The sequence below is a fragment of the Escherichia sp. WS338 genome, assembly GCF_046486405.1.
Taxonomy (GTDB): Bacteria; Pseudomonadota; Gammaproteobacteria; order Enterobacterales; family Enterobacteriaceae; genus Escherichia; species Escherichia coli.
The window spans coordinates 1-26,571 of record NZ_JBJQLL010000042.1 but is presented as its reverse complement, the minus strand read 5'-3'; the positions used below and the strand labels follow the sequence as shown (position 1 = coordinate 26,571).

Sequence of the window (26,571 nt, the reverse complement as noted above, 5' to 3'; positions counted from 1 at the left end):
CACGGCTGGGACGGAAGTCGCTGTCGTTCTCAAAATCGGTGGAGCTGCATGACAAAGTCATCGGGCATTATCTGAACATAAAACACTATCAATAAGTTGGAGTCATTACCTGTTGGGTGAGGCTGGAAGTGGAAAAACCTGGCTGGCGCAGCAACTACAAAAAGATAAACATCGCCGTGTGATTACTTTAAGCCTCGTTGTTTCCTCGCAAGGTAAGGCCGCATGGATCGTTACCGACGATAATGCGGCTGAACAGGGCTGCCGTGACAGCGCCTGGACGCGAGATGAGATGGCGGGTCAATTACTGCATGCGCTTCATCGAACTGATAGTCGCTGCCCTCTTATTATTATTGAAAATGCTCACCTGAATCACCGCCGCATACTTGATGATCTCCAACGCGCGATATCTCTTATTCCTGACGGTCAATTTTTGCTGATCGGCAGACCCGATCGAAAAGTCGAACGTGATTTTAAAAAACAGGGCATTGAACTTGTCTCAACAGGACGTCTGATGGAGCACGAGCTTAAGGCAAGCATCCTTGAAGGTCAGAATATTGACCAGCCCGATCTCCTTTTAACTGCCAGAGTTCTGAAACGGATAGCTTTATTATGTCGGGGAGATCGCAGAAAGCTGGCGCTTGCCGGCGAAACAATTAGCTTATTACAGCAAGCCGAGCAGACCAGCGTTTTCACTGCAAAACATTGGCGAATGATTTACCGCGTATTAGGTGATAACCGCCCCCGGAAAATGCAGCTTGCCGTGGTGATGAGTGGAACCATTATCGCACTTACCTGTGGTTGGCTACTGCTGTCCTCTTTCACAGATCCGTTCCCCGTTCCTGCGTGGCTGGTACCCGTAACGCCAGTAGTTAAACAAGATATGACTAAGGATATTGCTCATGTAGTGATGCGCGATAGTGAGGCGCTAAGCGTGTTATACGGCGTATGGGGGTACGAGGTCCCAGCTGATTCGGCCTGGTGCGATCAGGCAGTAAGAGCGGGGCTGGCATGTAAAAGTGGGAATGCTTCTTTACAAACATTGGTAGATCAGAATTTGCCCTGGATCGCATCGCTTAAAGTCGGGGACAAAAAATTGCCTGTTGTGGTCGTTCGCGTCGGTGATGCTACCGTTGATGTCCTCGTAGGGCAGCAAACCTGGACGCTGACACATCAATGGTTTGAGTCGGTATGGACGGGTGATTATCTTCTGTTATGGAAAATGTCGCCGGAAGGGGAGAGTACCATTACGCGTGATAGCAGCGAGGAAGAGATTCTCTGGCTGGAAACGATGTTAAACCGCGCATTGCATATTTCGACAGAACCTTCGGCAGAGTGGCGTCCCTTGTTGGTAGAAAAAATAAAGCAATTTCAAAAAAGCCACCACTTGAAAACTGACGGTGTTGTTGGCTTTTCAACGTTAGTACATCTCTGGCAGGTGGCAGGGGAGAGTGCCTACTTATATCGGGATGAAGCAAATATTTCCCCGGAAACAACAGTGAAGGGGAAATGACATGTTTGAATTCTATATCGCCGCGCGTGAGCAGAAAGAAACAGGTCACCCTGGTATCTTCTCCCGACAAAAACACAGCACCATAATATATGTCATTTGTTTATTGCTGATTTGCCTGTGGTTTGCAGGAATGGTGTTGGTTGGTGGGTATGCCAGGCAGCTATGGGCGCTTTGGATAGTAAAAGCAGAAGTCACTGTAGAGGCTGAAACGCCCGCTTTTAAACAATCAACACAACACTATTTCTTCAAAAAACAGCCACTCCCCGTCGTCGAATCCGTCGAGGAGGAAGATGACCCAGACGTCGCGGTTGAGAATGCTCCCTCTTCTTCTGAAGACGAAGAAAATACTGTAGAAGAAAGCGACGAGAAAGCCGGTTTAAGAGAGCGTGTCAAAAATGCGCTGAACGAACTTGAGAGATAACCCGAAGGCTGTTTACTTTACTAGCAATACGCTTGCGTTCGGTGGTTAAGTATGTATAATGCGCGGGCTTGTCGTAGTTGACAGCAGGTTCAATCTGAACCTCAGTTAGCCGAATTTGGCTACCTAACAATGCTCCCAATCGGGGAGCTACGTAAGAACGGTTACACTCTCCCATCAATCGTAATGGGTCTGAGGAGTAATCATTTTCGTTTATAAAATAATTGGAGCTCTGGTCTCATGCAGAACCAAAGAATCCGTATCCGCCTGAAAGCGTTTGATCATCGTCTGATCGATCAAGCAACCGCGGAAATCGTCGAGACTGCCAAGCGCACTGGTGCGCAGGTCCGTGGTCCGATCCCGCTGCCGACACGCAAAGAGCGCTTCACTGTTCTGATCTCCCCGCACGTCAACAAAGACGCGCGCGATCAGTACGAAATCCGTACTCACTTGCGTCTGGTTGACATCGTTGAGCCAACCGAGAAAACCGTTGATGCTCTGATGCGTCTGGATCTGGCTGCCGGTGTAGACGTGCAGATCAGCCTGGGTTAATCAGGTCATTGAGCGATTGAGAGGTTGAAACAATGATTGGTTTAGTCGGTAAAAAAGTGGGTATGACCCGTATCTTCACAGAAGACGGCGTTTCTATCCCAGTAACCGTAATCGAAGTTGAAGCAAACCGCGTTACTCAGGTTAAAGACCTGGCTAACGATGGCTACCGTGCTATTCAGGTAACCACCGGTGCTAAAAAAGCTAACCGTGTGACCAAGCCTGAAGCTGGCCACTTCGCTAAAGCTGGCGTAGAAGCTGGCCGTGGTCTGTGGGAATTCCGCCTGGCTGAAGGCGAAGAGTTCACTGTAGGTCAGAGCATTAGCGTTGAACTGTTTGCTGACGTTAAAAAAGTTGACGTAACTGGCACCTCTAAAGGTAAAGGTTTCGCAGGTACCGTTAAGCGCTGGAACTTCCGTACCCAGGACGCTACTCACGGTAACTCCTTGTCTCACCGCGTTCCGGGTTCTATCGGTCAGAACCAGACTCCGGGCAAAGTGTTCAAAGGCAAGAAAATGGCAGGTCAGATGGGTAACGAACGTGTAACCGTTCAGAGCCTTGACGTAGTACGCGTTGACGCTGAGCGCAACCTGCTGCTGGTTAAAGGTGCTGTCCCGGGTGCAACCGGTAGCGACCTGATCGTTAAACCAGCTGTGAAGGCGTAAGGAGATAGCAATGGAATTAGTATTGAAAGACGCGCAGAGCGCGCTGACTGTTTCCGAAACTACCTTCGGTCGTGATTTCAACGAAGCGCTGGTTCACCAGGTTGTTGTTGCTTATGCAGCTGGTGCTCGTCAGGGTACTCGTGCTCAGAAGACTCGTGCTGAAGTAACTGGTTCCGGTAAAAAACCGTGGCGCCAGAAAGGCACCGGCCGTGCGCGTTCTGGTTCTATCAAGAGCCCGATCTGGCGTTCTGGTGGCGTGACCTTTGCTGCTCGTCCGCAGGACCACAGTCAAAAAGTTAACAAGAAGATGTACCGCGGCGCGCTGAAAAGCATCCTGTCCGAACTGGTACGTCAGGATCGTCTGATCGTTGTCGAGAAGTTCTCTGTAGAAGCGCCGAAAACTAAGCTGCTGGCACAGAAACTGAAAGACATGGCTCTGGAAGATGTGCTGATCATCACCGGTGAGCTGGACGAAAACCTGTTCCTGGCTGCGCGCAACCTGCACAAGGTTGACGTACGCGATGCAACTGGTATCGACCCGGTTAGCCTGATCGCCTTCGACAAAGTCGTAATGACTGCTGATGCTGTTAAGCAAGTTGAGGAGATGCTGGCATGATTCGTGAAGAACGTCTGCTGAAGGTGCTGCGTGCACCGCACGTTTCTGAAAAAGCGTCTACTGCGATGGAAAAATCTAACACCATCGTACTCAAAGTTGCTAAAGACGCGACCAAAGCAGAAATCAAAGCTGCTGTGCAGAAACTGTTTGAAGTCGAAGTCGAAGTCGTTAACACCCTGGTAGTTAAAGGGAAAGTTAAACGTCACGGACAGCGTATCGGTCGTCGTAGCGACTGGAAAAAAGCTTACGTCACCCTGAAAGAAGGCCAGAATCTGGACTTCGTTGGCGGCGCTGAGTAAGTCGGAGGAGTAATACAATGGCAGTTGTTAAATGTAAACCGACATCTCCGGGTCGTCGCCACGTTGTTAAAGTGGTTAACCCTGAGCTGCACAAGGGCAAACCTTTTGCTCCGTTGCTGGAAAAAAACAGCAAATCCGGTGGTCGTAACAACAATGGCCGTATCACCACTCGTCATATCGGTGGTGGCCACAAGCAGGCTTACCGTATTGTTGACTTCAAACGCAACAAAGACGGTATCCCGGCAGTTGTTGAACGTCTTGAGTACGATCCGAACCGTTCCGCGAACATCGCGCTGGTTCTGTACAAAGACGGTGAACGCCGTTACATCCTGGCCCCTAAAGGCCTGAAAGCTGGCGACCAGATTCAGTCTGGCGTTGATGCTGCAATCAAACCAGGTAACACCCTGCCGATGCGCAACATCCCGGTTGGTTCTACTGTTCATAACGTAGAAATGAAACCAGGTAAAGGCGGTCAGCTGGCACGTTCCGCTGGTACTTACGTTCAGATCGTTGCTCGTGATGGTGCTTATGTCACCCTGCGTCTGCGTTCTGGTGAAATGCGTAAAGTAGAAGCAGACTGCCGTGCAACTCTGGGCGAAGTTGGCAATGCTGAGCATATGCTGCGCGTTCTGGGTAAAGCAGGTGCTGCACGCTGGCGTGGTGTTCGTCCGACCGTTCGCGGTACCGCGATGAACCCGGTAGACCACCCACATGGTGGTGGTGAAGGTCGTAACTTTGGTAAGCACCCGGTAACTCCGTGGGGCGTTCAGACCAAAGGTAAGAAGACCCGCAGCAACAAGCGTACTGATAAATTCATCGTACGTCGCCGTAGCAAATAATTTTAGAGGATAAGCCATGCCACGTTCTCTCAAGAAAGGTCCTTTTATTGACCTGCACTTGCTGAAGAAGGTAGAGAAAGCGGTGGAAAGCGGAGACAAGAAGCCCCTGCGCACTTGGTCCCGTCGTTCAACGATCTTTCCTAACATGATCGGTTTGACCATCGCTGTCCATAATGGTCGTCAGCACGTTCCGGTATTTGTAACCGACGAAATGGTCGGTCACAAACTGGGTGAATTCGCACCGACTCGTACTTATCGCGGCCACGCTGCTGATAAAAAAGCGAAGAAGAAATAAGGTAGGAGGAAGAGATGGAAACTATCGCTAAACATCGCCATGCTCGTTCTTCTGCTCAGAAGGTTCGCCTTGTTGCTGACCTGATTCGCGGTAAGAAAGTGTCGCAGGCTCTGGATATTTTGACCTACACCAACAAGAAAGCGGCTGTACTGGTCAAGAAAGTTCTGGAATCTGCCATTGCTAACGCTGAACACAACGATGGCGCTGACATTGACGATCTGAAAGTTACGAAAATTTTCGTAGACGAAGGCCCGAGCATGAAGCGCATTATGCCGCGTGCAAAAGGTCGTGCAGATCGCATCCTGAAGCGCACCAGCCACATCACTGTGGTTGTGTCCGATCGCTGAGACTCTGGAGACTAGCAATGGGTCAGAAAGTACATCCTAATGGTATTCGCCTGGGTATTGTAAAACCATGGAACTCTACCTGGTTTGCGAACACCAAAGAATTCGCTGACAACCTGGACAGCGATTTTAAAGTACGTCAGTACCTGACTAAGGAACTGGCTAAAGCGTCCGTATCTCGTATCGTTATCGAGCGTCCGGCTAAGAGCATCCGTGTAACCATTCACACTGCTCGCCCGGGTATCGTTATCGGTAAAAAAGGTGAAGACGTAGAAAAACTGCGTAAGGTCGTAGCGGACATCGCTGGCGTTCCTGCACAGATCAACATCGCCGAAGTTCGTAAGCCTGAACTGGACGCAAAACTGGTTGCTGACAGCATCACTTCTCAGCTGGAACGTCGCGTTATGTTCCGTCGTGCTATGAAGCGTGCTGTACAGAACGCAATGCGTCTGGGCGCTAAAGGTATTAAAGTTGAAGTTAGCGGCCGTCTGGGCGGCGCAGAAATCGCACGTACCGAATGGTACCGCGAAGGTCGCGTACCGCTGCACACTCTGCGTGCTGACATCGACTACAACACCTCTGAAGCGCACACCACTTACGGTGTAATCGGCGTTAAAGTGTGGATCTTCAAAGGCGAGATCCTGGGTGGTATGGCTGCTGTTGAACAACCGGAAAAACCGGCTGCTCAGCCTAAAAAGCAGCAGCGTAAAGGCCGTAAATAAGGAGCGTCGCTGATGTTACAACCAAAGCGTACAAAATTCCGTAAAATGCACAAAGGCCGTAACCGCGGTCTGGCGCAGGGTACGGATGTTAGCTTCGGCAGCTTCGGTCTGAAAGCTGTTGGCCGTGGTCGTCTGACTGCCCGTCAGATCGAAGCAGCACGTCGTGCTATGACCCGTGCAGTTAAGCGTCAAGGTAAGATCTGGATCCGTGTGTTCCCGGACAAACCGATCACTGAAAAGCCGCTGGCAGTGCGTATGGGTAAAGGTAAAGGTAACGTGGAGTATTGGGTTGCCTTGATTCAGCCGGGTAAAGTCCTGTATGAAATGGACGGTGTTCCGGAAGAGCTGGCCCGTGAAGCATTCAAGCTGGCAGCAGCGAAACTGCCGATTAAAACCACCTTTGTAACTAAGACGGTGATGTAATGAAAGCAAAAGAGCTGCGTGAGAAGAGCGTTGAAGAGCTGAACACCGAGCTGCTGAACCTGCTGCGTGAGCAGTTCAACCTGCGTATGCAGGCTGCAAGTGGCCAGCTGCAACAGTCTCACCTGTTGAAGCAAGTGCGTCGCGATGTCGCACGCGTTAAGACTTTACTGAACGAGAAGGCGGGTGCGTAATGACCGATAAAATCCGTACTCTGCAAGGTCGCGTTGTTAGCGACAAAATGGAGAAATCCATTGTTGTTGCTATCGAACGTTTTGTGAAACACCCGATCTACGGTAAATTCATCAAGCGTACGACCAAACTGCACGTACATGACGAGAACAACGAATGCGGTATCGGTGACGTGGTTGAAATCCGCGAATGCCGTCCGCTGTCCAAGACTAAATCCTGGACGCTGGTTCGCGTTGTAGAGAAAGCGGTTCTGTAATACAGTACACTCTCTCGATACGAATAAACGGCTCAGAAATGAGCCGTTTATTTTTTCTACCCATATCCTTGAAGCGGTGTTATAATGCCGCGCCCTCGATATGGGGATTTTTAACGACCTGATTTTCGGGTCTCAGTAGTAGTTGACATTAGCGGAGCACTAAAATGATCCAAGAACAGACTATGCTGAACGTCGCCGACAACTCCGGTGCACGTCGCGTAATGTGTATCAAGGTTCTGGGTGGCTCGCACCGTCGCTACGCAGGCGTAGGCGACATCATCAAGATCACCATCAAAGAAGCAATTCCGCGTGGTAAGGTCAAAAAAGGTGATGTGCTGAAGGCGGTAGTGGTGCGCACCAAGAAGGGTGTTCGTCGCCCGGACGGTTCTGTCATTCGCTTCGATGGTAATGCTTGTGTTCTTCTGAACAACAACAGCGAGCAGCCTATCGGTACGCGTATTTTTGGGCCGGTAACTCGTGAGCTTCGTAGTGAGAAGTTCATGAAAATTATCTCTCTGGCACCAGAAGTACTCTAAGGAGCGAATCATGGCAGCGAAAATCCGTCGTGATGACGAAGTTATCGTGTTAACCGGTAAAGATAAAGGTAAACGCGGTAAAGTTAAGAATGTCCTGTCTTCCGGCAAGGTCATTGTTGAAGGTATCAACCTGGTTAAGAAACATCAGAAGCCGGTTCCGGCCCTGAACCAACCGGGTGGCATCGTTGAAAAAGAAGCCGCTATTCAGGTTTCCAACGTAGCAATCTTCAATGCGGCAACCGGCAAGGCTGACCGTGTAGGCTTTAGATTCGAAGACGGTAAAAAAGTCCGTTTCTTCAAGTCTAACAGCGAAACTATCAAGTAATTTGGAGTAGTACGATGGCGAAACTGCATGATTACTACAAAGACGAAGTAGTTAAAAAACTCATGACTGAGTTTAACTACAATTCTGTCATGCAAGTCCCTCGGGTCGAGAAGATCACCCTGAACATGGGTGTTGGTGAAGCGATCGCTGACAAAAAACTGCTGGATAACGCAGCAGCAGACCTGGCAGCAATCTCCGGTCAAAAACCGCTGATCACCAAAGCACGCAAATCTGTTGCAGGCTTCAAAATCCGTCAGGGCTATCCGATCGGCTGTAAAGTAACTCTGCGTGGCGAACGCATGTGGGAGTTCTTTGAGCGCCTGATCACTATTGCTGTACCTCGTATCCGTGACTTCCGTGGCCTGTCCGCTAAGTCTTTCGACGGTCGTGGTAACTACAGCATGGGTGTCCGTGAGCAGATCATCTTCCCAGAAATCGACTACGATAAAGTCGACCGCGTTCGTGGTTTGGATATTACCATTACCACTACTGCGAAATCTGACGAAGAAGGCCGCGCTCTGCTGGCTGCCTTTGACTTCCCGTTCCGCAAGTAAGGTAGGGTTACTAAATGGCTAAGCAATCAATGAAAGCACGCGAAGTAAAACGCGTAGCTTTAGCTGATAAATACTTCGCGAAACGCGCTGAACTGAAAGCGATCATCTCTGATGTGAACGCTTCCGACGAAGATCGTTGGAACGCTGTTCTCAAGCTGCAGACTCTGCCGCGTGATTCCAGCCCGTCTCGTCAGCGTAACCGCTGCCGTCAAACAGGTCGTCCGCATGGTTTCCTGCGGAAGTTCGGGTTGAGCCGTATTAAGGTCCGTGAAGCCGCTATGCGCGGTGAAATCCCGGGTCTGAAAAAGGCTAGCTGGTAATTGTCACCAATTGAATCACGGGAGTAAAGACAGATGAGCATGCAAGATCCGATCGCGGATATGCTGACCCGTATCCGTAACGGTCAGGCCGCGAACAAAGCTGCGGTCACCATGCCTTCCTCCAAGCTGAAAGTGGCAATCGCCAACGTGCTGAAGGAAGAAGGTTTTATTGAAGATTTTAAAGTTGAAGGCGACACCAAGCCTGAACTGGAACTTACTCTGAAGTATTTCCAGGGCAAAGCTGTTGTAGAAAGCATTCAGCGTGTCAGCCGCCCAGGTCTGCGCATCTATAAGCGTAAAGATGAGCTGCCGAAAGTTATGGCGGGTCTGGGTATCGCAGTTGTTTCTACCTCTAAAGGTGTTATGACTGATCGTGCAGCGCGCCAGGCTGGTCTTGGTGGCGAAATTATCTGCTACGTAGCCTAATCGGAGGAAAAAATGTCTCGTGTTGCTAAAGCACCGGTCGTTGTTCCTGCCGGCGTTGACGTAAAAATCAACGGTCAGGTTATTACGATCAAAGGTAAAAACGGCGAGCTGACTCGTACTCTCAACGATGCTGTTGAAGTTAAACATGCAGATAATACCCTGACCTTCGGTCCGCGTGATGGTTACGCAGACGGTTGGGCACAGGCTGGTACCGCGCGTGCCCTGCTGAACTCAATGGTTATCGGTGTTACCGAAGGCTTCACTAAGAAGCTGCAGCTGGTTGGTGTAGGTTACCGTGCAGCGGTTAAAGGCAATGTGATTAACCTGTCTCTGGGTTTCTCTCATCCTGTTGACCATCAGCTGCCTGCGGGTATCACTGCTGAATGTCCGACTCAGACTGAAATCGTGCTGAAAGGCGCTGATAAGCAGGTGATCGGCCAGGTTGCAGCGGATCTGCGCGCCTACCGTCGTCCTGAGCCTTACAAAGGCAAGGGTGTTCGTTACGCCGACGAAGTCGTGCGTACCAAAGAGGCTAAGAAGAAGTAAGGTAACACTATGGATAAGAAATCTGCTCGTATCCGTCGTGCGACCCGCGCACGCCGCAAGCTCCAGGAGCTGGGCGCAACTCGCCTGGTGGTACATCGTACCCCGCGTCACATTTACGCACAGGTAATTGCACCGAACGGTTCTGAAGTTCTGGTAGCTGCTTCTACTGTAGAAAAAGCTATCGCTGAACAACTGAAGTACACCGGTAACAAAGACGCGGCTGCAGCTGTGGGTAAAGCTGTCGCTGAACGCGCTCTGGAAAAAGGCATCAAAGATGTATCCTTTGACCGTTCCGGGTTCCAATATCATGGTCGTGTCCAGGCACTGGCAGATGCTGCCCGTGAAGCTGGCCTTCAGTTCTAAGGTAGAGGTGTAAGATGGCTCACATCGAAAAACAAGCTGGCGAACTGCAGGAAAAGCTGATCGCGGTAAACCGCGTATCTAAAACCGTTAAAGGTGGTCGTATTTTCTCCTTCACAGCTCTGACTGTAGTTGGCGATGGTAACGGTCGCGTTGGTTTTGGTTACGGTAAAGCGCGTGAAGTTCCAGCAGCGATCCAGAAAGCGATGGAAAAAGCCCGTCGCAATATGATTAACGTCGCGCTGAATAACGGCACTCTGCAACACCCTGTTAAAGGTGTTCACACGGGTTCTCGCGTATTCATGCAGCCGGCTTCCGAAGGTACCGGTATCATCGCCGGTGGTGCAATGCGTGCCGTTCTGGAAGTCGCTGGGGTTCATAACGTTCTGGCTAAAGCGTATGGTTCCACCAACCCGATTAACGTGGTTCGTGCAACTATCGATGGCCTGGAAAATATGAATTCTCCAGAAATGGTCGCTGCCAAGCGTGGTAAATCCGTTGAAGAAATTCTGGGGAAATAAACCATGGCAAAGACTATTAAAATTACTCAAACCCGCAGTGCAATCGGTCGTCTGCCGAAACACAAGGCAACGCTGCTTGGCCTGGGTCTGCGTCGTATTGGTCACACCGTAGAGCGCGAGGATACTCCTGCTATTCGCGGTATGATCAACGCGGTTTCCTTCATGGTTAAAGTTGAGGAGTAAGAGATGCGTTTAAATACTCTGTCTCCGGCCGAAGGCTCCAAAAAGGCGGGTAAACGCCTGGGTCGTGGTATCGGTTCTGGCCTCGGTAAAACCGGTGGTCGTGGTCACAAAGGTCAGAAATCTCGTTCTGGCGGTGGCGTACGTCGCGGTTTCGAGGGTGGTCAGATGCCTCTGTACCGTCGTCTGCCGAAATTCGGCTTCACTTCTCGTAAAGCAGCGATTACAGCCGAAGTTCGTCTGTCTGACCTGGCTAAAGTAGAAGGCGGTGTTGTAGACCTGAACACGCTGAAAGCGGCTAACATTATCGGTATCCAGATCGAGTTCGCGAAAGTGATCCTGGCTGGCGAAGTCACTACTCCGGTAACTGTTCGTGGCCTGCGTGTTACTAAAGGCGCTCGTGCTGCTATCGAAGCTGCTGGCGGTAAAATCGAGGAATAAGTAGCAGATGGCTAAACAACCGGGATTAGATTTTCAAAGTGCCAAAGGTGGCTTAGGCGAGCTGAAACGCAGACTGCTGTTTGTTATCGGTGCGCTGATTGTGTTCCGTATTGGCTCTTTTATTCCGATCCCTGGTATTGATGCCGCTGTACTTGCCAAACTGCTTGAGCAACAGCGAGGCACCATCATTGAAATGTTTAACATGTTCTCTGGTGGTGCTCTCAGCCGTGCTTCTATCTTTGCTCTGGGGATCATGCCATATATTTCGGCATCGATCATTATCCAGCTGCTGACGGTGGTTCACCCAACGTTGGCAGAAATTAAGAAAGAAGGGGAGTCTGGTCGTCGTAAGATCAGCCAGTACACCCGCTACGGTACTCTGGTGCTGGCAATATTCCAGTCGATCGGTATTGCTACCGGTCTGCCGAATATGCCTGGTATGCAAGGCCTGGTCATTAACCCGGGCTTTGCATTCTACTTCACCGCTGTTGTAAGTCTGGTCACAGGAACCATGTTCCTGATGTGGTTGGGCGAACAGATTACTGAACGAGGTATCGGCAACGGTATTTCAATCATTATCTTCGCCGGTATTGTCGCGGGACTCCCGCCAGCCATTGCCCATACTATCGAGCAAGCGCGTCAAGGCGACCTGCACTTCCTCGTGTTGCTGTTGGTTGCAGTATTAGTATTTGCAGTGACGTTCTTTGTTGTATTTGTTGAGCGTGGTCAACGCCGCATTGTGGTAAACTACGCGAAACGTCAGCAAGGTCGTCGTGTCTATGCTGCACAGAGCACACATTTACCGCTGAAAGTGAATATGGCGGGGGTAATCCCGGCAATCTTCGCTTCCAGTATTATTCTGTTCCCGGCGACCATCGCGTCATGGTTCGGGGGCGGTACTGGTTGGAACTGGCTGACAACAATTTCGCTGTATTTGCAGCCTGGGCAACCGCTTTATGTGTTACTCTATGCGTCTGCAATCATCTTCTTCTGTTTCTTCTACACGGCGTTGGTTTTCAACCCGCGTGAAACAGCAGATAACCTGAAGAAGTCCGGTGCATTTGTACCAGGAATTCGTCCGGGAGAGCAAACGGCGAAGTATATCGATAAAGTAATGACCCGCCTGACCCTGGTTGGTGCGCTGTACATTACCTTTATCTGCCTGATCCCGGAGTTCATGCGTGATGCAATGAAAGTACCGTTCTACTTTGGTGGGACCTCACTGCTTATCGTTGTTGTCGTGATTATGGACTTTATGGCTCAAGTGCAAACTCTGATGATGTCCAGTCAGTATGAGTCTGCATTGAAGAAGGCGAACCTGAAAGGCTACGGCCGATAATTGGTCGCCCGAGAAGTTACGGAGAGTAAAAATGAAAGTTCGTGCTTCCGTCAAGAAATTATGCCGTAACTGCAAAATCGTTAAGCGTGATGGTGTCATCCGTGTGATTTGCAGTGCCGAGCCGAAGCATAAACAGCGCCAAGGCTGATTTTTTCGCATATTTTTCTTGCAAAGTTGGGTTGAGCTGGCTAGATTAGCCAGCCAATCTTTTGTATGTCTGTGCGTTTCCATTTGAGTATCCTGAAAACGGGCTTTTCAGCATGGAACGTACATATTAAATAGTAGGAGTGCATAGTGGCCCGTATAGCAGGCATTAACATTCCTGATCATAAGCATGCCGTAATCGCATTAACTTCGATTTATGGCGTCGGCAAGACCCGTTCTAAAGCCATCCTGGCTGCAGCGGGTATCGCTGAAGATGTTAAGATCAGTGAGCTGTCTGAAGGACAAATCGACACGCTGCGTGACGAAGTTGCCAAATTTGTCGTTGAAGGTGATCTGCGCCGTGAAATCAGCATGAGCATCAAGCGCCTGATGGATCTTGGTTGCTATCGCGGTTTGCGTCATCGTCGTGGTCTCCCGGTTCGCGGTCAGCGTACCAAGACCAACGCACGTACCCGTAAGGGTCCGCGCAAACCGATCAAGAAATAATCGGGGTGATTGAATAATGGCAAAGGCACCAATTCGTGCACGTAAACGTGTAAGAAAACAAGTCTCTGACGGCGTGGCTCATATCCATGCTTCTTTCAACAACACCATCGTGACTATCACTGATCGTCAGGGTAACGCGTTGGGTTGGGCAACAGCCGGTGGTTCCGGTTTCCGTGGTTCTCGCAAATCCACTCCGTTTGCAGCTCAGGTTGCAGCAGAGCGTTGCGCTGACGCCGTGAAAGAATACGGCATCAAGAATCTGGAAGTTATGGTTAAAGGTCCGGGTCCAGGCCGCGAATCTACTATTCGTGCTCTGAACGCCGCAGGTTTCCGCATCACTAACATTACTGATGTGACTCCGATCCCTCATAACGGTTGTCGTCCGCCGAAAAAACGTCGCGTATAACGCTTCGTTTTCCAGGTTTGTTGGAGAAAGAAAATGGCAAGATATTTGGGTCCTAAGCTCAAGCTGAGCCGTCGTGAGGGCACCGACTTATTCCTTAAGTCTGGCGTTCGCGCGATCGATACCAAGTGTAAAATTGAACAAGCTCCTGGCCAGCACGGTGCGCGTAAACCGCGTCTGTCTGACTATGGTGTGCAGTTGCGTGAAAAGCAAAAAGTTCGCCGTATCTATGGTGTGCTGGAGCGTCAGTTCCGTAACTACTACAAAGAAGCAGCACGTCTGAAAGGCAACACCGGTGAAAACCTGTTGGCTCTGCTGGAAGGTCGTCTGGACAACGTTGTATACCGTATGGGCTTCGGTGCCACTCGTGCAGAAGCACGTCAGCTGGTTAGCCATAAAGCAATTATGGTAAACGGTCGTGTTGTTAACATCGCTTCTTATCAGGTTAGTCCGAATGACGTTGTAAGCATTCGTGAGAAAGCGAAGAAGCAGTCTCGCGTGAAAGCCGCTCTGGAGCTGGCTGAGCAGCGTGAAAAGCCAACCTGGCTGGAAGTTGATGCTGGCAAGATGGAAGGTACGTTTAAGCGTAAGCCGGAGCGTTCTGATCTGTCTGCGGACATTAACGAACACCTGATCGTCGAGCTTTACTCCAAGTAAAGCTTAGTACCAAAGAGAGGACACAATGCAGGGTTCTGTGACAGAGTTTCTAAAACCGCGCCTGGTTGATATCGAGCAAGTGAGTTCGACGCACGCCAAGGTGACCCTTGAGCCTTTAGAGCGTGGCTTTGGCCATACTCTGGGTAACGCACTGCGCCGTATTCTGCTCTCATCGATGCCGGGTTGCGCGGTGACCGAGGTTGAGATTGATGGTGTACTACATGAGTACAGCACCAAAGAAGGCGTTCAGGAAGATATCCTGGAAATCCTGCTCAACCTGAAAGGGCTGGCGGTGAGAGTTCAGGGCAAAGATGAAGTTATTCTTACCTTGAATAAATCTGGCATTGGCCCTGTGACTGCAGCCGATATCACCCACGACGGTGATGTCGAAATCGTCAAGCCGCAGCACGTGATCTGCCACCTGACCGATGAGAACGCGTCTATTAGCATGCGTATCAAAGTTCAGCGCGGTCGTGGTTATGTGCCGGCTTCTACCCGAATTCATTCGGAAGAAGATGAGCGCCCAATCGGCCGTCTGCTGGTCGACGCATGCTACAGCCCTGTGGAGCGTATTGCCTACAATGTTGAAGCAGCGCGTGTAGAACAGCGTACCGACCTGGACAAGCTGGTCATCGAAATGGAAACCAACGGCACAATCGATCCTGAAGAGGCGATTCGTCGTGCGGCAACCATTCTGGCTGAACAACTGGAAGCTTTCGTTGACTTACGTGATGTACGTCAGCCTGAAGTGAAAGAAGAGAAACCAGAGTTCGATCCGATCCTGCTGCGCCCTGTTGACGATCTGGAATTGACTGTCCGCTCTGCTAACTGCCTTAAAGCAGAAGCTATCCACTATATCGGTGATCTGGTACAGCGTACCGAGGTTGAGCTCCTTAAAACGCCTAACCTTGGTAAAAAATCTCTTACTGAGATTAAAGACGTGCTGGCTTCCCGTGGACTGTCTCTGGGCATGCGCCTGGAAAACTGGCCACCGGCAAGCATCGCTGACGAGTAACCGGATCACAGGTTAAGGTTTTACTGAGAAGGATAAGGTCATGCGCCATCGTAAGAGTGGTCGTCAACTGAACCGCAACAGCAGCCATCGCCAGGCTATGTTCCGCAATATGGCAGGTTCACTGGTTCGTCATGAAATCATCAAGACGACTCTGCCTAAAGCGAAAGAGCTGCGCCGCGTAGTTGAGCCGCTGATTACTCTTGCCAAGACTGATAGCGTTGCTAATCGTCGTCTGGCATTCGCCCGTACTCGTGATAACGAGATCGTGGCAAAACTGTTTAACGAACTGGGCCCGCGTTTCGCGAGCCGTGCCGGTGGTTACACTCGTATTCTGAAGTGTGGCTTCCGTGCAGGCGACAACGCGCCGATGGCTTACATCGAGCTGGTTGATCGTTCAGAGAAAGCAGAAGCTGCTGCAGAGTAATCTGAAGCAACGTAAAAAAACCCGCCCCGGCGGGTTTTTTTATACCCGTAGCATCCCCACTTATCTACAATAGCTGTACTCTTTTTGTTCATCCCCTGGAGTATATATGTGGTTACTTGACCAGTGGGCAGAGCGTCATATAGCAGAAGCGCAAGCGAAAGGTGAGTTTGATAACCTGGCAGGTAGCGGCGAACCATTGATACTGGCTGATGATTCTCATGTGCCACCGGAATTACGTGCGGGGTATCGCTTGCTGAAGAATGCCGGTTGCTTACCGCCAGAACTTGAGCAGCGGAGGGAAGCAATTCAGCTTCTGGATATCCTGAGAGGTATCCGTCACGATGATCCGCAATATCAAGAGGTTAGCCGTCGATTGTCATTACTGGAATTGAAGCTGCGACAAGCTGGACTGAGCACCGATTTTTTACGCGGCGATTATGCTGACAAGTTGTTGAATAAAATCAACGATAACTAGTGGAGTATGTATGTATCGCATTGGTGAGCTGGCAAAAATGGCGGAAGTAACACCCGACACGATTCGTTATTACGAAAAACAGCAGATGATGGAGCATGAAGTGCGTACTGAAGGTGGGTTTCGCCTGTATACCGAAAGCGATCTCCAGCGATTGAAATTTATCCGCCATGCCAGACAACTAGGTTTCAGTCTAGAGTCGATCCGCGAGTTGCTGTCGATCCGTATCGATCCTGAACACCATACCTGTCAGGAGTCAAAAGGCATTGTGCAGGAAAGATTGCAGGAAGTCGAAGCACGGATAGCCGAGTTGCAGAGTATGCAGCGTTCCCTCCAACGCCTTAACGATGCCTGTTGTGGGACCGCCCATAGCAGTGTTTATTGCTCGATTCTTGAAGCTCTTGAACAAGGGGCGAGTGGCGTTAAGAGTGGCTGTTGATTTTTTACACTGGCAGGATTACACTCGCGCCGTTAAATAACCAATTGGAGTTTTTATGAGCCGATATCAGCATACTAAAGGGCAGATAAAGGATAATGCGATAGAAGCATTACTACATGATCCCTTATTCCGACAGCGCGTAGAGAGAAATAAGAAAGGGAAAGGCAGTTACATGCGAAAAGGAAAACATGGCAATCGGGGGAACTGGGAGGCCAGTGGCAAGAAAGTAAATCACTTTTTTACCACTGGCCTTCTGCTTTCAGGCGCTTGTTAAGAGCGGTTATTCTGCTCTTTCAGCAAATCACGAATTTCTGTCAGTAATACTTCTTCTTTAGTTGGTGTAGGCGCGGCTGCTGGTTCTTCTTTTTTCCGATTCAGTTTGTTGATTAGCTTAATCGCCATAAAGATGGCAAAGGCTACAATCAGAAAATCAAAGACGTTTTGAATGAAGACACCGTAATGCATCACAACAGCAGGGATATCCCCCTGCGCATCGCGTAGCGTGACAGCAAACTGTTTGAAATCGATCCCGCCAATTAATAACCCCAGAGGTGGCATAATGATATCGGCAACCAGTGAAGATACAATCTTCCCGAATGCCGCACCGATAATGACACCCACCGCCAAATCCACCACGTTCCCGCGCATCGCAAATTCGCGAAATTCTTTAATAATGCTCATGTTATTCTCCCTATGAAGCCGACAATCATAAGTCTAACAAATGTTAAGCTATTTTCCTGCCAGGAGTGAATTTAATTAATCCCTGATAATCAAAGGGAAATAATAAGGCGTCATTAGACGCCTTATTAATTACAAGAAGAAAGGACTTGGCTGGAAGAGTCTTTCGACGTCGGTAATAAACTTTTTATCTGTGAGGAACATAATTACGTGATCGCCTTGCTCAATGCGCAGATTGTCATTGGCAATCATCACGTCGTTTCCACGTACCACCGCTCCAATAATCGTTCCTGGCGGTAGCTTGATTTCATCAATGACTCTGCCGACAACGCGTGAGGTGCTTTCATCACCGTGAGCAACGGCTTCAATAGCTTCTGCTACGCCGCGGCGCAGTGAGGAAACACCAACAATATCAGCTTTTCGCACATGGCTAAGCAACGCAGAAATAGTTGCTTGTTGCGGTGAAATCGCAATATCGATCACGCTCCCCTGAACCAGATCCACATAAGCGCGACGCTGGATCAATACCATCACCTTTTTCGCACCCATACGTTTGGCAAGCATGGCGGACATGATATTGGCTTCGTCATCGTTGGTGACAGCAATAAACAGATCAACTTGATCGATATGTTCTTCGGCCAGCAGTTCTTGATCCGACGCATCACCAAAAAAGACGATCGTATTCTGCAACTTTTCCGCCAGTTCGGCAGCGCGCTGCTGATTACGTTCGATGAGTTTAACGCTGTAATCTTTTTCCAGACGACGCGCCAGCCCTGCACCGATATTACCGCCGCCAACCAGCATGATCCGCTTATACGGTTTTTCCAGTCGCTGTAATTCACTCATCACCGCGCGGATATGCTGTGAAGCGGCAATAAAGAACACTTCATCACCAGCTTCAACAATGGTCGAACCTTGCGGACGAATGGGGCGATCGTGGCGGAAAATTGCTGCCACACGAGTATCGATATGGGGCATATGTTCGCGCATGGTCGAAAGTGCATTACCAATCAGCGGGCCGCCATAATAGGCTTTAACCACAGCCAGGCTGACTTTACCCTCAGCGAAGTTCACCACCTGCAATGCGCCGGGATACTCAATCAGTCGGTAAATATTATCGATAACCAACTGCTCTGGTGCGATCAGATGATCAATCGGTACAGCATCTGAATGAAATAGTTTATCGGCATCGCGCACGTAGTCTGGTGAGCGGATACGAGCGATGCGATTAGGGGTGTTGAAAAGTGAGTAGGCTACCTGGCAGGCAACCATATTGGTTTCATCTGAACTAGTTACAGCAACCAGCATATCGGCGTCGTCGGCACCTGCCTCCCGCAATACGCGTGGATGAGAGCCATGCCCCTGCACGACTCGCAGGTCAAATTTATCCTGCAAGGTCCGCAGACGCTCACCGTTGGTATCGACAACAGTAATATCGTTGTTCTCGCCAACCAGGTTTTCCGCCAGTGTGCCGCCAACCTGGCCGGCACCCAGAATGATAATTTTCATCAGTCGCGACCCGTTATCTCATCACTTTTTGATTAGCTTAGCGTAAAAGAAGCCGTCGCCCTCTTCGGCACCAGGCAGATTTTGCTTACCCGGTTGTTCTGGTGTTCCTGTTTCGCAAAGTTCGGCATCAGCGGTACGTTGCAAAAAGGCTTTAATCTGCAGGCTATTCTCTTCCGGTAACACCGAACAGGTGGCATAGACCAGGGTTCCACCGGATTTTAAATGCGGCCAAATGGCGTCGAGAATTTCAGACTGCAATTGCGCGAGTTCCGGGATATCGCGATCGCGACGTAACCATTTAATATCCGGATGGCGACGAATCACACCGGTTGCTGAACAAGGCGCATCTAATAAAATGCGATCAAACTGTTGCTCGCCACACCATTGGGAAGGGTAGCGGCCATCACCTTGTTTCACGGTCGCCTTCATACCAAGGCGTTTTAAATTGTCGTAAACGCGAGAGAGGCGCTGTTCGTCAATATCAACCGCAACAACCTGCGCTTCTGGTGCCACCTCAAGGATATGCGTTGTTTTACCGCCGGGGGCAGCGCAAAGATCCAGAATGTGTTCACCGTTTTGTGGCGCAAGCCAGGCCATGCAACCTTGTGCTGATGCATCCTGAACGGTAACCCATCCTTCTTCAAAACCTGGTAGCACATGAACAGGTGCAGGTGTTTCCAGCCGTACAGCATCAGGGTAATCCGCATGCGGGAAACCTTTCATTCCTGCTTCATCCAGCAATGCAAGCCAGCTGTCGCGGGAATGATGCGTACGATTAACGCGCAGCCACATTGGCGGACGCTGGTTATTGGCTTCAACGATGGATTGCCATTGCTCTGGATACGCTTTTTGCAGACGCTTCAGCAACCAGGAAGGATGCAGATAACATGCATCACTGGCATTAAACTCGGCTAATAACTCTTCTTGCTGACGCTGGAACTGGCGTAATACACCGTTTATCAACCCTTTAAGTTGCGGGCGCTTAATTGCGATAGCGCCTTCAACCGTTTCAGCCAGCGCAGCATGAGGTGGTATGCGGGTATAAAGCAGTTGATACAAACCAACCATAATCAGGTAATGCACGGTCCGCTGTTTGCCGGTCATCGGACGGGCCATTAACTTATTAATCAGCCAGTCTAACTGCGAAAGCGTACGCAGTACGCCAAAGCACAACTCTTGAAGAAGTGCTTTGTCTTTATCGGAAACTTTTTGCTGGAGCGGTGGCAGAATGTTGCTTAATGATTGCCCTTGCTCGACGACTTGTTCAACGGCCTGGGCCGCCATGCTACGTAAATTACGTTGTTTTTTCATAAGTATAAAAATGCCCGGCAAGACCGGGCTTAGAAGAGTGGACTATCAGACCAGACGGTTGCCCGGAACAAACCATTCCCGACGAGAGTTCAGGAGGTCTTGCGCGCTCATCGCTTTCTTACCCGCAGGTTGTAACGAGAGCAGGTTCAGGATGCCATCACCAGTCGCAACCTGAATGCCTTGTTTGTTGGCTTCAAGGATCGTTCCTGGTGCAGCGTTGGTTGCCGTATCAATGACCGATGCTTTCCAGACTTTAACCGGCTGTCCTTCAATTTCCAGCCAGCTCATTGGCCATGGATTGAAAGCGCGAATGCAGCGTTCAAGCTGTGCTGCCGAAAGTGACCAGTCAATACGCGCTTCTTCTTTACTCAACTTTTCGGCGTAAGTGACAAGAGTTTCGTCCTGAACTTCTGGTTTCGCCGTGCCGTCTGCCAATTGTTTCAACGTGGTGATAAGCCCTTGTGGGCCAAGCTCTGCCAGCTTGTCGTACAGCGTACCACTGGTATCTTCTGCAGTAATCGGGCAGGAGAGCTTATAGAGCATGTCTCCGGTGTCTAAACCAACATCCATTTGCATAATGGTCACACCAGTTTCTGCATCACCCGCCCATAGTGAGCGTTGGATTGGTGCAGCACCGCGCCAGCGTGGCAGCAGTGAACCATGAACGTTGATACAGCCAAGACGCGGCATCTCCAGCACTGCTTTAGGCAGAATTAAGCCATAGGCGACGACAACCATAACATCAGCCTGTAGATCGGCGACCAGTTGCTGGTTTTCTTGTGGACGCAGGGAAACCGGTTGAAAAACGGGCAGACCTTTTTCCTCAGCCAGAACTTTAACCGGGCTGGGCATCAGTTTTTTACCGCGTCCTGCCGGTCGGTCTGGCTGGGTGAACACGCCAACGACGTTATGATCAGAAGACAACAGCGCGTCGAGATGACGCGCTGCAAAGTCAGGTGTACCCGCAAAAATAATACGTAGTGATTCTGACACGTTAGTTCTTATCCTTAAGCCCGGGCTTTCAGACGATCCAGTTTTTCAACTTTCTGACGAATACGTTGTTGTTTCAGCGGTGACAGATAATCCATAAACAGTTTGCCGACCAGGTGATCCATCTCATGCTGAATACAGATGGCTAACAGACCCTCTGCTTCCAGTTCAAATGGTTTACCGTCGCGGTCCAGGGCGCGAATTTTAACTTTCTCTGCGCGTGGCACTAAAGCACGTTGTTCAGGGATCGACAGGCATCCTTCTTCAATGCCTGTTTCGCCGCTTTTTTCTAAAAGCTCCGGATTGATTAACACCAGCCGTTCGTCACGGTTTTCCGAAACATCAATAACAATGATACGTTGATGGATATCGACCTGGGTTGCCGCCAGGCCAATACCTTCTTCTGCGTACATCGTCTCGAACATATCATCGACGATACGCTGAATTTCTGCATTCACTTCTTCTACCGGTTTAGCAACTTTGCGAAGCCGCTCGTCCGGAATATGTAACACTTGCAAAACTGACATAAATCTCCAGAGATGTGTTCAGGAGTTAGAAAGATTATTTCTTCTATTCTAGACAAATCCCCCTCTGATTGACAGCATCACTGACCAATCGCAAAGATTGCTAAGGCTGCTTATGGCAGGGAGATAAGGATGGTCGATACAGAAATTTGGCTGCGTTTAATGAGCATCAGCAGCTTGTACGGCGATGATATGGTCCGTATAGCTCACTGGCTGGCAAAACAGTCGCATATTGATGCGGTTGTATTGCAGCAAACTGGGCTTACATTGCGGCAGGCACAACGCTTTCTTTCATTTCCGCGAAAGAGTATCGAAAGCTCACTTTCTTGGTTGGAGCAACCCAACCATCATTTAATTCCTGCGGACAGCGAATTTTATCCTCCTCAACTTCTTGCGACGACAGATTACCCCGGCGCACTGTTTGTTGAAGGAGAACTGCACGCGCTGCATTCATTTCAGCTTGCCGTAGTGGGGAGTCGGGCGCATTCATGGTATGGCGAGCGATGGGGACGATTATTTTGCGAAACTCTGGCGACGCGTGGAGTGACAATTACGAGTGGACTGGCGCGTGGAATCGATGGTGTGGCGCATAAAGCGGCCTTACAGGTAAATGGCGTCAGCATTGCTGTATTGGGGAATGGACTTAATACCATTCATCCGCGTCGCCATGCCCGACTGGCTACCAGTTTGCTTGAACATGGTGGTGCTCTTGTCTCGGAATTTCCCCTCGATGTTCCTCCTCTTGCTTACAATTTCCCACGAAGAAATCGCATTATCAGTGGTCTAAGTAAAGGTGTACTGGTGGTGGAAGCGGCTTTGCGCAGTGGTTCGCTGGTGACAGCACGTTGTGCGCTTGAGCAGGGGCGTGAAGTTTTTGCCTTGCCGGGTCCATTAGGGAATCCGGGAAGCGAAGGGCCTCACTGGTTAATAAAACAAGGTGCGATTCTTGTGACGGAACCGGAAGAAATTCTGGAAAACTTGCAATTTGGATTGCACTGGTTGTCAGACGCCCCTGAAAATTCATTTTATTCACCAGATCAGGAAGACGTGGCATTGCCATTTCCTGAGCTCCTGGCTAACGTAGGAGATGAGGTAACACCTGTTGACGTCGTCGCTGAACGTGCCGGCCAACCTGTGCCAGAGGTAGTAACTCAACTACTCGAACTGGAGTTAGCAGGATGGATCGCAGCTGTACCCGGCGGCTATGTCCGATTGAGGAGGGCATGCCATGTTCGACGTACTAATGTATTTGTTTGAAACCTATATTCACACAGAAGCTGAGTTGCGTGTGGATCAAGACAAACTTGAACAGGATCTTACCGACGCAGGATTTGATCGAGAAGATATCTACAATGCCCTGCTTTGGCTGGAAAAGCTTGCGGATTATCAGGAAGGACTGGCAGAACCGATGCAACTGGCCTCTGATCCACTCTCCATGCGTATTTATACCCCTGAAGAGTGTGAAAGGCTGGATGCCAGCTGTCGTGGTTTTCTGCTTTTCCTTGAGCAAATTCAGGTGCTTAACCTTGAAACCCGTGAAATGGTGATAGAGCGAGTGCTCGCGCTGGATACCGCAGAGTTCGACCTGGAAGACCTGAAATGGGTAATCCTGATGGTGTTGTTCAATATTCCGGGCTGCGAAAATGCGTACCAGCAAATGGAAGAATTACTCTTTGAAGTGAATGAAGGTATGCTGCATTAATCATTTCTTTAATTCAGCATAAGTTGTTATGGCGAAATCAGCACTGTTCACGGTGCGTAATAATGAGTCCTGCCCAAAGTGCGGGGCTGAACTGGTTATTCGATCCGGGAAACACGGTCCGTTTCTTGGATGCTCACAGTATCCGGCGTGTGACTACGTCCGTCCTCTGAAATCTTCAGCGGATGGACATATTGTCAAAGTTCTGGAGGGGCAGGTTTGCCCTGCATGTGGCGCAAATCTGGTATTACGCCAGGGACGCTTTGGTATGTTTATTGGTTGCAGTAACTACCCTGAATGCGAACATACCGAACTTATCGATAAACCGGACGAAACAGCAATTACATGCCCCCAATGCCGGACGGGCCATCTGGTCCAGCGCCGCTCCCGTTATGGCAAAACGTTTCACTCCTGTGATCGCTACCCGGAGTGTCAATTTGCCATTAACTTCAAACCCATAGCTGGAGAATGTCCTGAGTGTCATTATCCGCTACTCATCGAAAAGAAAACCGCGCAGGGTGTAAAACACTTTTGTGCCAGTAAACAATGTGGAAAGCCGGTTTCGGCGGAATAATAACGTGAATAATAACCTGCAAGGAGACGCTATCGCAGCTGCGATAGATGTCCTCAATGAAGAACGTGTCATCGCCTATCCAACGGAAGCCGTTTTCGGTGTCGGGTGCGATCCTGATAGCGAAACAGCAGTGATGCGACTGTTGGAGTTAAAACAGCGTCCGGTTGATAAGGGGCTGATTCTAATCGCCGCAAATTACGAGCAGCTTAAACCCTATATTGATGACACCATGCTGACTGACGCGCAGCGTGAAACTATATTTTCTCGTTGGCCAGGTCCTGTCACCTTTGTTTTTCCCGCGCCTGCGACAACACCGCGCTGGTTGACGGGCCGCTTTGATTCGCTTGCTGTACGAGTCACCGACCATCCGTTGGTGGTTGCTTTGTGCCAGGCTTATGGTAAACCGCTGGTTTCTACCAGTGCCAACTTGAGTGGATTGCCACCTTGTCGAACAGTAGACGAAGTTCGCGCACAATTTGGCGCGGCGTTCCCGGTTGTGCCTGGTGAAACGGGGGGGCGTTTAAATCCTTCAGAAATCCGCGATGCCCTGACGGGTGAACTGTTTCGACAGGGGTAACATAATGGAAACCTATGCTGTTTTTGGTAATCCGATAGCCCACAGCAAATCGCCATTCATTCATCAGCAATTTGCTCAGCAACTGAATATTGAACATCCCTATGGGCGCGTGTTGGCACCCATCAATGATTTCATCAACACACTGAACGCTTTCTTTAGTGCTGGTGGTAAAGGTGCGAATGTGACGGTACCTTTTAAAGAAGAGGCTTTTGCCAGAGCGGATGAGCTTACTGAACGGGCAGCGTTGGCTGGTGCTGTTAATACCCTCAAGCGGTTAGAAGATGGACGCCTGCTGGGTGACAATACCGATGGTATAGGTTTGTTAAGCGATCTGGAACGTCTGTCTTTTATCCGTCCTGGTTTACGTATTCTGCTCATTGGCGCTGGTGGAGCATCTCGCGGCGTACTACTGCCACTCCTTTCCCTGGACTGTGCGGTGACAATCACTAATCGGACGGTATCCCGCGCGGAAGAGTTGGCTAAATTGTTTGCGCACACTGGCAGTATTCAGGCGTTGGGTATGGACGAACTGGAAGGCCATGAGTTTGATCTCATTATTAATGCAACATCCAGTGGCATCAGTGGTGATATTCCGGCGATCCCGTCATCGCTCATTCATCCAGGCATTTATTGCTATGACATGTTCTATCAGAAAGGAAAAACTCCTTTTTTGGCATGGTGTGAGCAGCGAGGCTCAAAGCGTAATGCTGATGGTTTAGGAATGCTGGTGGCACAGGCGGCTCATGCCTTCCTTCTTTGGCATGGCGTTCTGCCTGATGTAGAACCGGTCATCAAACTATTGCAACAGGAATTGTCAGCGTGAATCAGGCCATCCAGTTTCCGGATAGGGAAGAGTGGGACGAGAATAAACAATGTGTATGTTTTCCCGCTCTCGTGAATGGTATGAAACTGACATGTGCGATCTCTGGCGAGAGTCTGGCGTATCGCTTTACTGGAGATACGCCAGAACAGTGGTTAGCGAGTTTTCGTCAGCATCGCTGGGACCTGGAAGAAGAAGCGGAAAACTTAATTCAGGAACAAAGTGAAGATGATCAAGGTTGGGTCTGGTTACCTTGATCCAGATATTCGTCCTTCCATTTCACGTAGTTATTTGCGGAATAGCGTAACCCAGCCTTCTCTTCATCACTTAACGGGCGGATCTGTTTGACGGGGCTACCGAGATACAGATATCCGCTCTCCAGCCATTTATTTTGTGGGACCAGGCTACCCGCACCAATCATCACATCATCTTCTACTATTGCGCCATCAAGTAAAATTGAGCCCATCCCAACCAAAACTCGATTGCCAATGGTGCAGCCGTGGAGCATCACCTTGTGACCAACAGTGACATCTTCGCCAATGGTTAATGGGTTGCCATCTGGGTTGTACGAGGATTTATGAGTGACATGCAACATACTGCCATCCTGGATATTGGTGCGTGCTCCGATCTGTACATAATGTACATCTCCACGAATCACAACGAGCGGCCAGATCCCCACATCATCAGCCAGACGAACGTCACCAATCACGACGCTGCTATCGTCGATCATTACGCGCTGACCGATTTGTGGAAAAAGATCGCGGTATGGGCGTAAAACATCAGACATACTCACCTCAACAATAAATGATTTACTAATGACTTTGGGTGCATTATTGGCCTTGTGCAAGTCTTTTAGCATGCAAAAAAGCACCGTTTTGTGTGCGAATGCAGCAAAAAGGGTGAAAAAGCAACAAACAGAAAAAAAGATCAAAAAAGTACTTGTGCAAAAAATTGGGATCCCTATAATGCGCCTCCGTTGAGACGACAACGTGAAACACTTCACAAGATGGTCGTAACAACAAAGAGAAAAAATCCTGAAATTCGGGGTTGACTCTGAAAGAGGAAAGCGTAATATACGCCACCTCGCGACAGTGAGCTGAAAGCCGCGTCGCAACTGCTCTTTAACAATTTATCAGACAATCTGTGTGGGCACTC

46 protein-coding genes are annotated in these 26,571 nt (G+C 49.8%); 40 read left to right on the top strand and 6 right to left on the bottom strand.

The genetic code is table 11. The annotated features are described in order from the left end of the window. From ACJHWT_RS22360 to arfA, 34 genes are all read left to right on the top strand, one after another. On the top strand, positions 1-95 hold a 95-nt coding region (locus tag ACJHWT_RS22360; RefSeq protein WP_000306640.1), incomplete at its 5' end, for an IS1 family transposase. Continuing rightward, positions 92-1,510 carry a type II secretion system protein GspA gene (gene gspA / locus ACJHWT_RS22355; protein WP_410232360.1) on the top strand — a complete coding sequence of 473 codons (1,419 nt, stop codon included), beginning with the start codon at positions 92-94 and terminating at the stop codon, positions 1,508-1,510. The genes ACJHWT_RS22360 and gspA, both read left to right, overlap by 4 nt. Position 1,511: 1 nt before the next feature. Further along, positions 1,512-1,931 (top strand): putative general secretion pathway protein GspB, encoded by a 420-nt coding sequence (gene gspB, locus ACJHWT_RS22350; RefSeq protein ID WP_000461444.1) that lies wholly within the window; start codon positions 1,512-1,514, stop codon positions 1,929-1,931. A 237-nt stretch (positions 1,932-2,168) separates the two neighbouring features. Then, on the top strand, positions 2,169-2,480 hold the full coding sequence (gene rpsJ, locus ACJHWT_RS22345) for a 30S ribosomal protein S10 (RefSeq protein WP_001181004.1): 312 nt from the start codon (positions 2,169-2,171) through the stop codon (positions 2,478-2,480). A gap of 32 nt (positions 2,481-2,512) precedes the next feature. Beyond that, complete coding sequence (gene rplC, locus ACJHWT_RS22340; protein ID WP_000579833.1) at positions 2,513-3,142, top strand: 50S ribosomal protein L3; 630 nt, start codon at positions 2,513-2,515, stop codon at positions 3,140-3,142. A gap of 10 nt (positions 3,143-3,152) precedes the next feature. Next, positions 3,153-3,758 carry a 50S ribosomal protein L4 gene (gene rplD / locus ACJHWT_RS22335; protein WP_000424395.1) on the top strand — a complete coding sequence of 202 codons (606 nt, stop codon included), beginning with the start codon at positions 3,153-3,155 and terminating at the stop codon, positions 3,756-3,758. After that, positions 3,755-4,057 (top strand): 50S ribosomal protein L23, encoded by a 303-nt coding sequence (gene rplW / locus ACJHWT_RS22330; protein WP_000617544.1) that lies wholly within the window; start codon positions 3,755-3,757, stop codon positions 4,055-4,057. The genes rplD and rplW overlap by 4 nt, the downstream gene beginning before the upstream one ends. A gap of 17 nt (positions 4,058-4,074) precedes the next feature. After that, positions 4,075-4,896, top strand: a complete 822-nt coding sequence (rplB, locus tag ACJHWT_RS22325) for a 50S ribosomal protein L2 (RefSeq protein WP_000301864.1) — start codon at positions 4,075-4,077, stop codon at positions 4,894-4,896. Positions 4,897-4,912: 16 nt separating this feature from the next. Continuing rightward, positions 4,913-5,191 carry a 30S ribosomal protein S19 gene (gene rpsS / locus ACJHWT_RS22320; protein ID WP_001138117.1) on the top strand — a complete coding sequence of 93 codons (279 nt, stop codon included), beginning with the start codon at positions 4,913-4,915 and terminating at the stop codon, positions 5,189-5,191. A gap of 14 nt (positions 5,192-5,205) precedes the next feature. Further along, the gene (gene rplV, locus ACJHWT_RS22315) at positions 5,206-5,538 is read left to right on the top strand and encodes a 50S ribosomal protein L22 (RefSeq protein ID WP_000447529.1); all 333 of its coding nucleotides are present in this window, start codon (positions 5,206-5,208) and stop codon (positions 5,536-5,538) included. Between the two features lie 17 nt (positions 5,539-5,555). Then, positions 5,556-6,257, top strand: a complete 702-nt coding sequence (rpsC, locus tag ACJHWT_RS22310; RefSeq protein WP_000529945.1) for a 30S ribosomal protein S3 — start codon at positions 5,556-5,558, stop codon at positions 6,255-6,257. A gap of 12 nt (positions 6,258-6,269) precedes the next feature. Next, positions 6,270-6,680, top strand: coding sequence for a 50S ribosomal protein L16 (rplP, locus tag ACJHWT_RS22305; RefSeq protein WP_000941212.1), 411 nt, complete (start codon positions 6,270-6,272; stop codon positions 6,678-6,680). Next, entirely contained in the window at positions 6,680-6,871 is a 192-nt protein-coding gene (rpmC, locus tag ACJHWT_RS22300; protein WP_000644741.1) for a 50S ribosomal protein L29, read from the top strand. Before rplP ends, rpmC begins: the two co-directional genes overlap by 1 nt. Beyond that, complete coding sequence (gene rpsQ, locus ACJHWT_RS22295; protein WP_000130100.1) at positions 6,871-7,125, top strand: 30S ribosomal protein S17; 255 nt, start codon at positions 6,871-6,873, stop codon at positions 7,123-7,125. Before rpmC ends, rpsQ begins: the two co-directional genes overlap by 1 nt. Positions 7,126-7,289: 164 nt before the next feature. Next, positions 7,290-7,661: a 50S ribosomal protein L14 gene (rplN, locus tag ACJHWT_RS22290; protein WP_000613955.1), complete on the top strand. Its 372-nt coding sequence runs from the start codon at positions 7,290-7,292 to the stop codon at positions 7,659-7,661. A gap of 10 nt (positions 7,662-7,671) precedes the next feature. After that, entirely contained in the window at positions 7,672-7,986 is a 315-nt protein-coding gene (gene rplX / locus ACJHWT_RS22285; RefSeq protein WP_000729185.1) for a 50S ribosomal protein L24, read from the top strand. Between the two features lie 14 nt (positions 7,987-8,000). Next, positions 8,001-8,540: a 50S ribosomal protein L5 gene (rplE, locus tag ACJHWT_RS22280; protein WP_001096200.1), complete on the top strand. Its 540-nt coding sequence runs from the start codon at positions 8,001-8,003 to the stop codon at positions 8,538-8,540. Between the two features lie 14 nt (positions 8,541-8,554). Beyond that, positions 8,555-8,860, top strand: a complete 306-nt coding sequence (gene rpsN, locus ACJHWT_RS22275) for a 30S ribosomal protein S14 (RefSeq protein ID WP_001118930.1) — start codon at positions 8,555-8,557, stop codon at positions 8,858-8,860. Between the two features lie 33 nt (positions 8,861-8,893). Next, entirely contained in the window at positions 8,894-9,286 is a 393-nt protein-coding gene (gene rpsH / locus ACJHWT_RS22270) for a 30S ribosomal protein S8 (protein WP_000062611.1), read from the top strand. A 12-nt stretch (positions 9,287-9,298) separates the two neighbouring features. After that, positions 9,299-9,832, top strand: a complete 534-nt coding sequence (gene rplF / locus ACJHWT_RS22265) for a 50S ribosomal protein L6 (protein ID WP_000091945.1) — start codon at positions 9,299-9,301, stop codon at positions 9,830-9,832. A gap of 9 nt (positions 9,833-9,841) precedes the next feature. Beyond that, a complete protein-coding gene (gene rplR / locus ACJHWT_RS22260; RefSeq protein ID WP_000358960.1) occupies positions 9,842-10,195 on the top strand; it encodes a 50S ribosomal protein L18 in 354 nt (117 codons plus the stop codon). 14 nt (positions 10,196-10,209) lie between these two features. Next, positions 10,210-10,713, top strand: a complete 504-nt coding sequence (gene rpsE, locus ACJHWT_RS22255) for a 30S ribosomal protein S5 (RefSeq protein WP_000940121.1) — start codon at positions 10,210-10,212, stop codon at positions 10,711-10,713. A gap of 3 nt (positions 10,714-10,716) precedes the next feature. Then, positions 10,717-10,896 carry a 50S ribosomal protein L30 gene (rpmD, locus tag ACJHWT_RS22250; RefSeq protein WP_001140433.1) on the top strand — a complete coding sequence of 60 codons (180 nt, stop codon included), beginning with the start codon at positions 10,717-10,719 and terminating at the stop codon, positions 10,894-10,896. A 3-nt stretch (positions 10,897-10,899) separates the two neighbouring features. After that, the gene (gene rplO / locus ACJHWT_RS22245) at positions 10,900-11,334 is read left to right on the top strand and encodes a 50S ribosomal protein L15 (protein ID WP_001238917.1); all 435 of its coding nucleotides are present in this window, start codon (positions 10,900-10,902) and stop codon (positions 11,332-11,334) included. Positions 11,335-11,341: 7 nt separating this feature from the next. Continuing rightward, a complete protein-coding gene (gene secY / locus ACJHWT_RS22240) occupies positions 11,342-12,673 on the top strand; it encodes a preprotein translocase subunit SecY (RefSeq protein WP_001118861.1) in 1,332 nt (443 codons plus the stop codon). 31 nt (positions 12,674-12,704) lie between these two features. Continuing rightward, complete coding sequence (gene rpmJ, locus ACJHWT_RS22235; protein ID WP_000868187.1) at positions 12,705-12,821, top strand: 50S ribosomal protein L36; 117 nt, start codon at positions 12,705-12,707, stop codon at positions 12,819-12,821. 146 nt (positions 12,822-12,967) lie between these two features. Beyond that, positions 12,968-13,324, top strand: a complete 357-nt coding sequence (gene rpsM, locus ACJHWT_RS22230; protein WP_000090775.1) for a 30S ribosomal protein S13 — start codon at positions 12,968-12,970, stop codon at positions 13,322-13,324. 16 nt (positions 13,325-13,340) lie between these two features. Continuing rightward, positions 13,341-13,730, top strand: coding sequence for a 30S ribosomal protein S11 (gene rpsK, locus ACJHWT_RS22225; protein ID WP_001029684.1), 390 nt, complete (start codon positions 13,341-13,343; stop codon positions 13,728-13,730). A gap of 33 nt (positions 13,731-13,763) precedes the next feature. Then, on the top strand, positions 13,764-14,384 hold the full coding sequence (gene rpsD, locus ACJHWT_RS22220) for a 30S ribosomal protein S4 (protein WP_000135224.1): 621 nt from the start codon (positions 13,764-13,766) through the stop codon (positions 14,382-14,384). 25 nt (positions 14,385-14,409) lie between these two features. Then, positions 14,410-15,399, top strand: coding sequence for a DNA-directed RNA polymerase subunit alpha (locus tag ACJHWT_RS22215; RefSeq protein WP_001162094.1), 990 nt, complete (start codon positions 14,410-14,412; stop codon positions 15,397-15,399). Between the two features lie 40 nt (positions 15,400-15,439). Beyond that, a complete protein-coding gene (gene rplQ / locus ACJHWT_RS22210) occupies positions 15,440-15,823 on the top strand; it encodes a 50S ribosomal protein L17 (protein ID WP_001216368.1) in 384 nt (127 codons plus the stop codon). Positions 15,824-15,929: 106 nt separating this feature from the next. After that, on the top strand, positions 15,930-16,298 hold the full coding sequence (locus ACJHWT_RS22205; protein ID WP_000266481.1) for a DUF1992 domain-containing protein: 369 nt from the start codon (positions 15,930-15,932) through the stop codon (positions 16,296-16,298). A gap of 10 nt (positions 16,299-16,308) precedes the next feature. Beyond that, positions 16,309-16,734 (top strand): Zn(2+)-responsive transcriptional regulator, encoded by a 426-nt coding sequence (zntR, locus tag ACJHWT_RS22200; RefSeq protein ID WP_000285607.1) that lies wholly within the window; start codon positions 16,309-16,311, stop codon positions 16,732-16,734. A 55-nt stretch (positions 16,735-16,789) separates the two neighbouring features. Beyond that, positions 16,790-17,008, top strand: a complete 219-nt coding sequence (gene arfA, locus ACJHWT_RS22195; protein WP_000092706.1) for an alternative ribosome-rescue factor ArfA — start codon at positions 16,790-16,792, stop codon at positions 17,006-17,008. Here the strand turns inward: arfA and mscL are convergent. From mscL to def, 5 genes are all read right to left on the bottom strand, one after another. Next, on the bottom strand, positions 17,005-17,415 hold the full coding sequence (mscL, locus tag ACJHWT_RS22190; RefSeq protein ID WP_000022444.1) for a large-conductance mechanosensitive channel protein MscL: 411 nt from the start codon (positions 17,413-17,415) through the stop codon (positions 17,005-17,007). The two genes, arfA and mscL, sit on opposite strands and share 4 nt — an antisense overlap. Before the next feature lie 129 nt (positions 17,416-17,544). Next, on the bottom strand, positions 17,545-18,921 hold the full coding sequence (gene trkA, locus ACJHWT_RS22185) for a Trk system potassium transporter TrkA (protein ID WP_000691382.1): 1,377 nt from the start codon (positions 18,919-18,921) through the stop codon (positions 17,545-17,547). 21 nt (positions 18,922-18,942) lie between these two features. Next, positions 18,943-20,232, bottom strand: a complete 1,290-nt coding sequence (gene rsmB / locus ACJHWT_RS22180; RefSeq protein WP_001318069.1) for a 16S rRNA (cytosine(967)-C(5))-methyltransferase RsmB — start codon at positions 20,230-20,232, stop codon at positions 18,943-18,945. A 45-nt stretch (positions 20,233-20,277) separates the two neighbouring features. Further along, positions 20,278-21,225, bottom strand: coding sequence for a methionyl-tRNA formyltransferase (fmt, locus tag ACJHWT_RS22175; protein WP_000004420.1), 948 nt, complete (start codon positions 21,223-21,225; stop codon positions 20,278-20,280). Positions 21,226-21,239: 14 nt separating this feature from the next. Beyond that, positions 21,240-21,749 (bottom strand): peptide deformylase, encoded by a 510-nt coding sequence (def, locus tag ACJHWT_RS22170; RefSeq protein WP_000114986.1) that lies wholly within the window; start codon positions 21,747-21,749, stop codon positions 21,240-21,242. Positions 21,750-21,878: 129 nt separating this feature from the next. Between def and dprA the strand changes: the two genes are divergently transcribed. The 6 genes from dprA to ACJHWT_RS22140 are packed head-to-tail and all read left to right on the top strand — an operon-like array spanning position 21,879 to position 25,673. After that, positions 21,879-23,003 (top strand): DNA-protecting protein DprA, encoded by a 1,125-nt coding sequence (dprA, locus tag ACJHWT_RS22165; RefSeq protein WP_000228527.1) that lies wholly within the window; start codon positions 21,879-21,881, stop codon positions 23,001-23,003. Then, complete coding sequence (smg, locus tag ACJHWT_RS22160; RefSeq protein ID WP_000460672.1) at positions 22,975-23,448, top strand: DUF494 family protein Smg; 474 nt, start codon at positions 22,975-22,977, stop codon at positions 23,446-23,448. The genes dprA and smg overlap by 29 nt, the downstream gene beginning before the upstream one ends. Before the next feature lie 28 nt (positions 23,449-23,476). After that, a complete protein-coding gene (locus tag ACJHWT_RS22155) occupies positions 23,477-24,019 on the top strand; it encodes a type I DNA topoisomerase (RefSeq protein WP_001129723.1) in 543 nt (180 codons plus the stop codon). Positions 24,020-24,023: 4 nt separating this feature from the next. Continuing rightward, positions 24,024-24,596, top strand: coding sequence for an L-threonylcarbamoyladenylate synthase type 1 TsaC (gene tsaC, locus ACJHWT_RS22150; protein WP_001297709.1), 573 nt, complete (start codon positions 24,024-24,026; stop codon positions 24,594-24,596). A 4-nt stretch (positions 24,597-24,600) separates the two neighbouring features. Further along, positions 24,601-25,419, top strand: coding sequence for a shikimate dehydrogenase (gene aroE / locus ACJHWT_RS22145; protein ID WP_000451227.1), 819 nt, complete (start codon positions 24,601-24,603; stop codon positions 25,417-25,419). After that, positions 25,416-25,673, top strand: a complete 258-nt coding sequence (locus tag ACJHWT_RS22140; protein WP_001070566.1) for a DUF1488 domain-containing protein — start codon at positions 25,416-25,418, stop codon at positions 25,671-25,673. Before aroE ends, ACJHWT_RS22140 begins: the two co-directional genes overlap by 4 nt. Here the strand turns inward: ACJHWT_RS22140 and ACJHWT_RS22135 are convergent. Further along, positions 25,649-26,203, bottom strand: coding sequence for a gamma carbonic anhydrase family protein (locus ACJHWT_RS22135; RefSeq protein WP_001318068.1), 555 nt, complete (start codon positions 26,201-26,203; stop codon positions 25,649-25,651). The two genes, ACJHWT_RS22140 and ACJHWT_RS22135, sit on opposite strands and share 25 nt — an antisense overlap. Positions 26,204-26,571 lie beyond the last annotated feature (368 nt).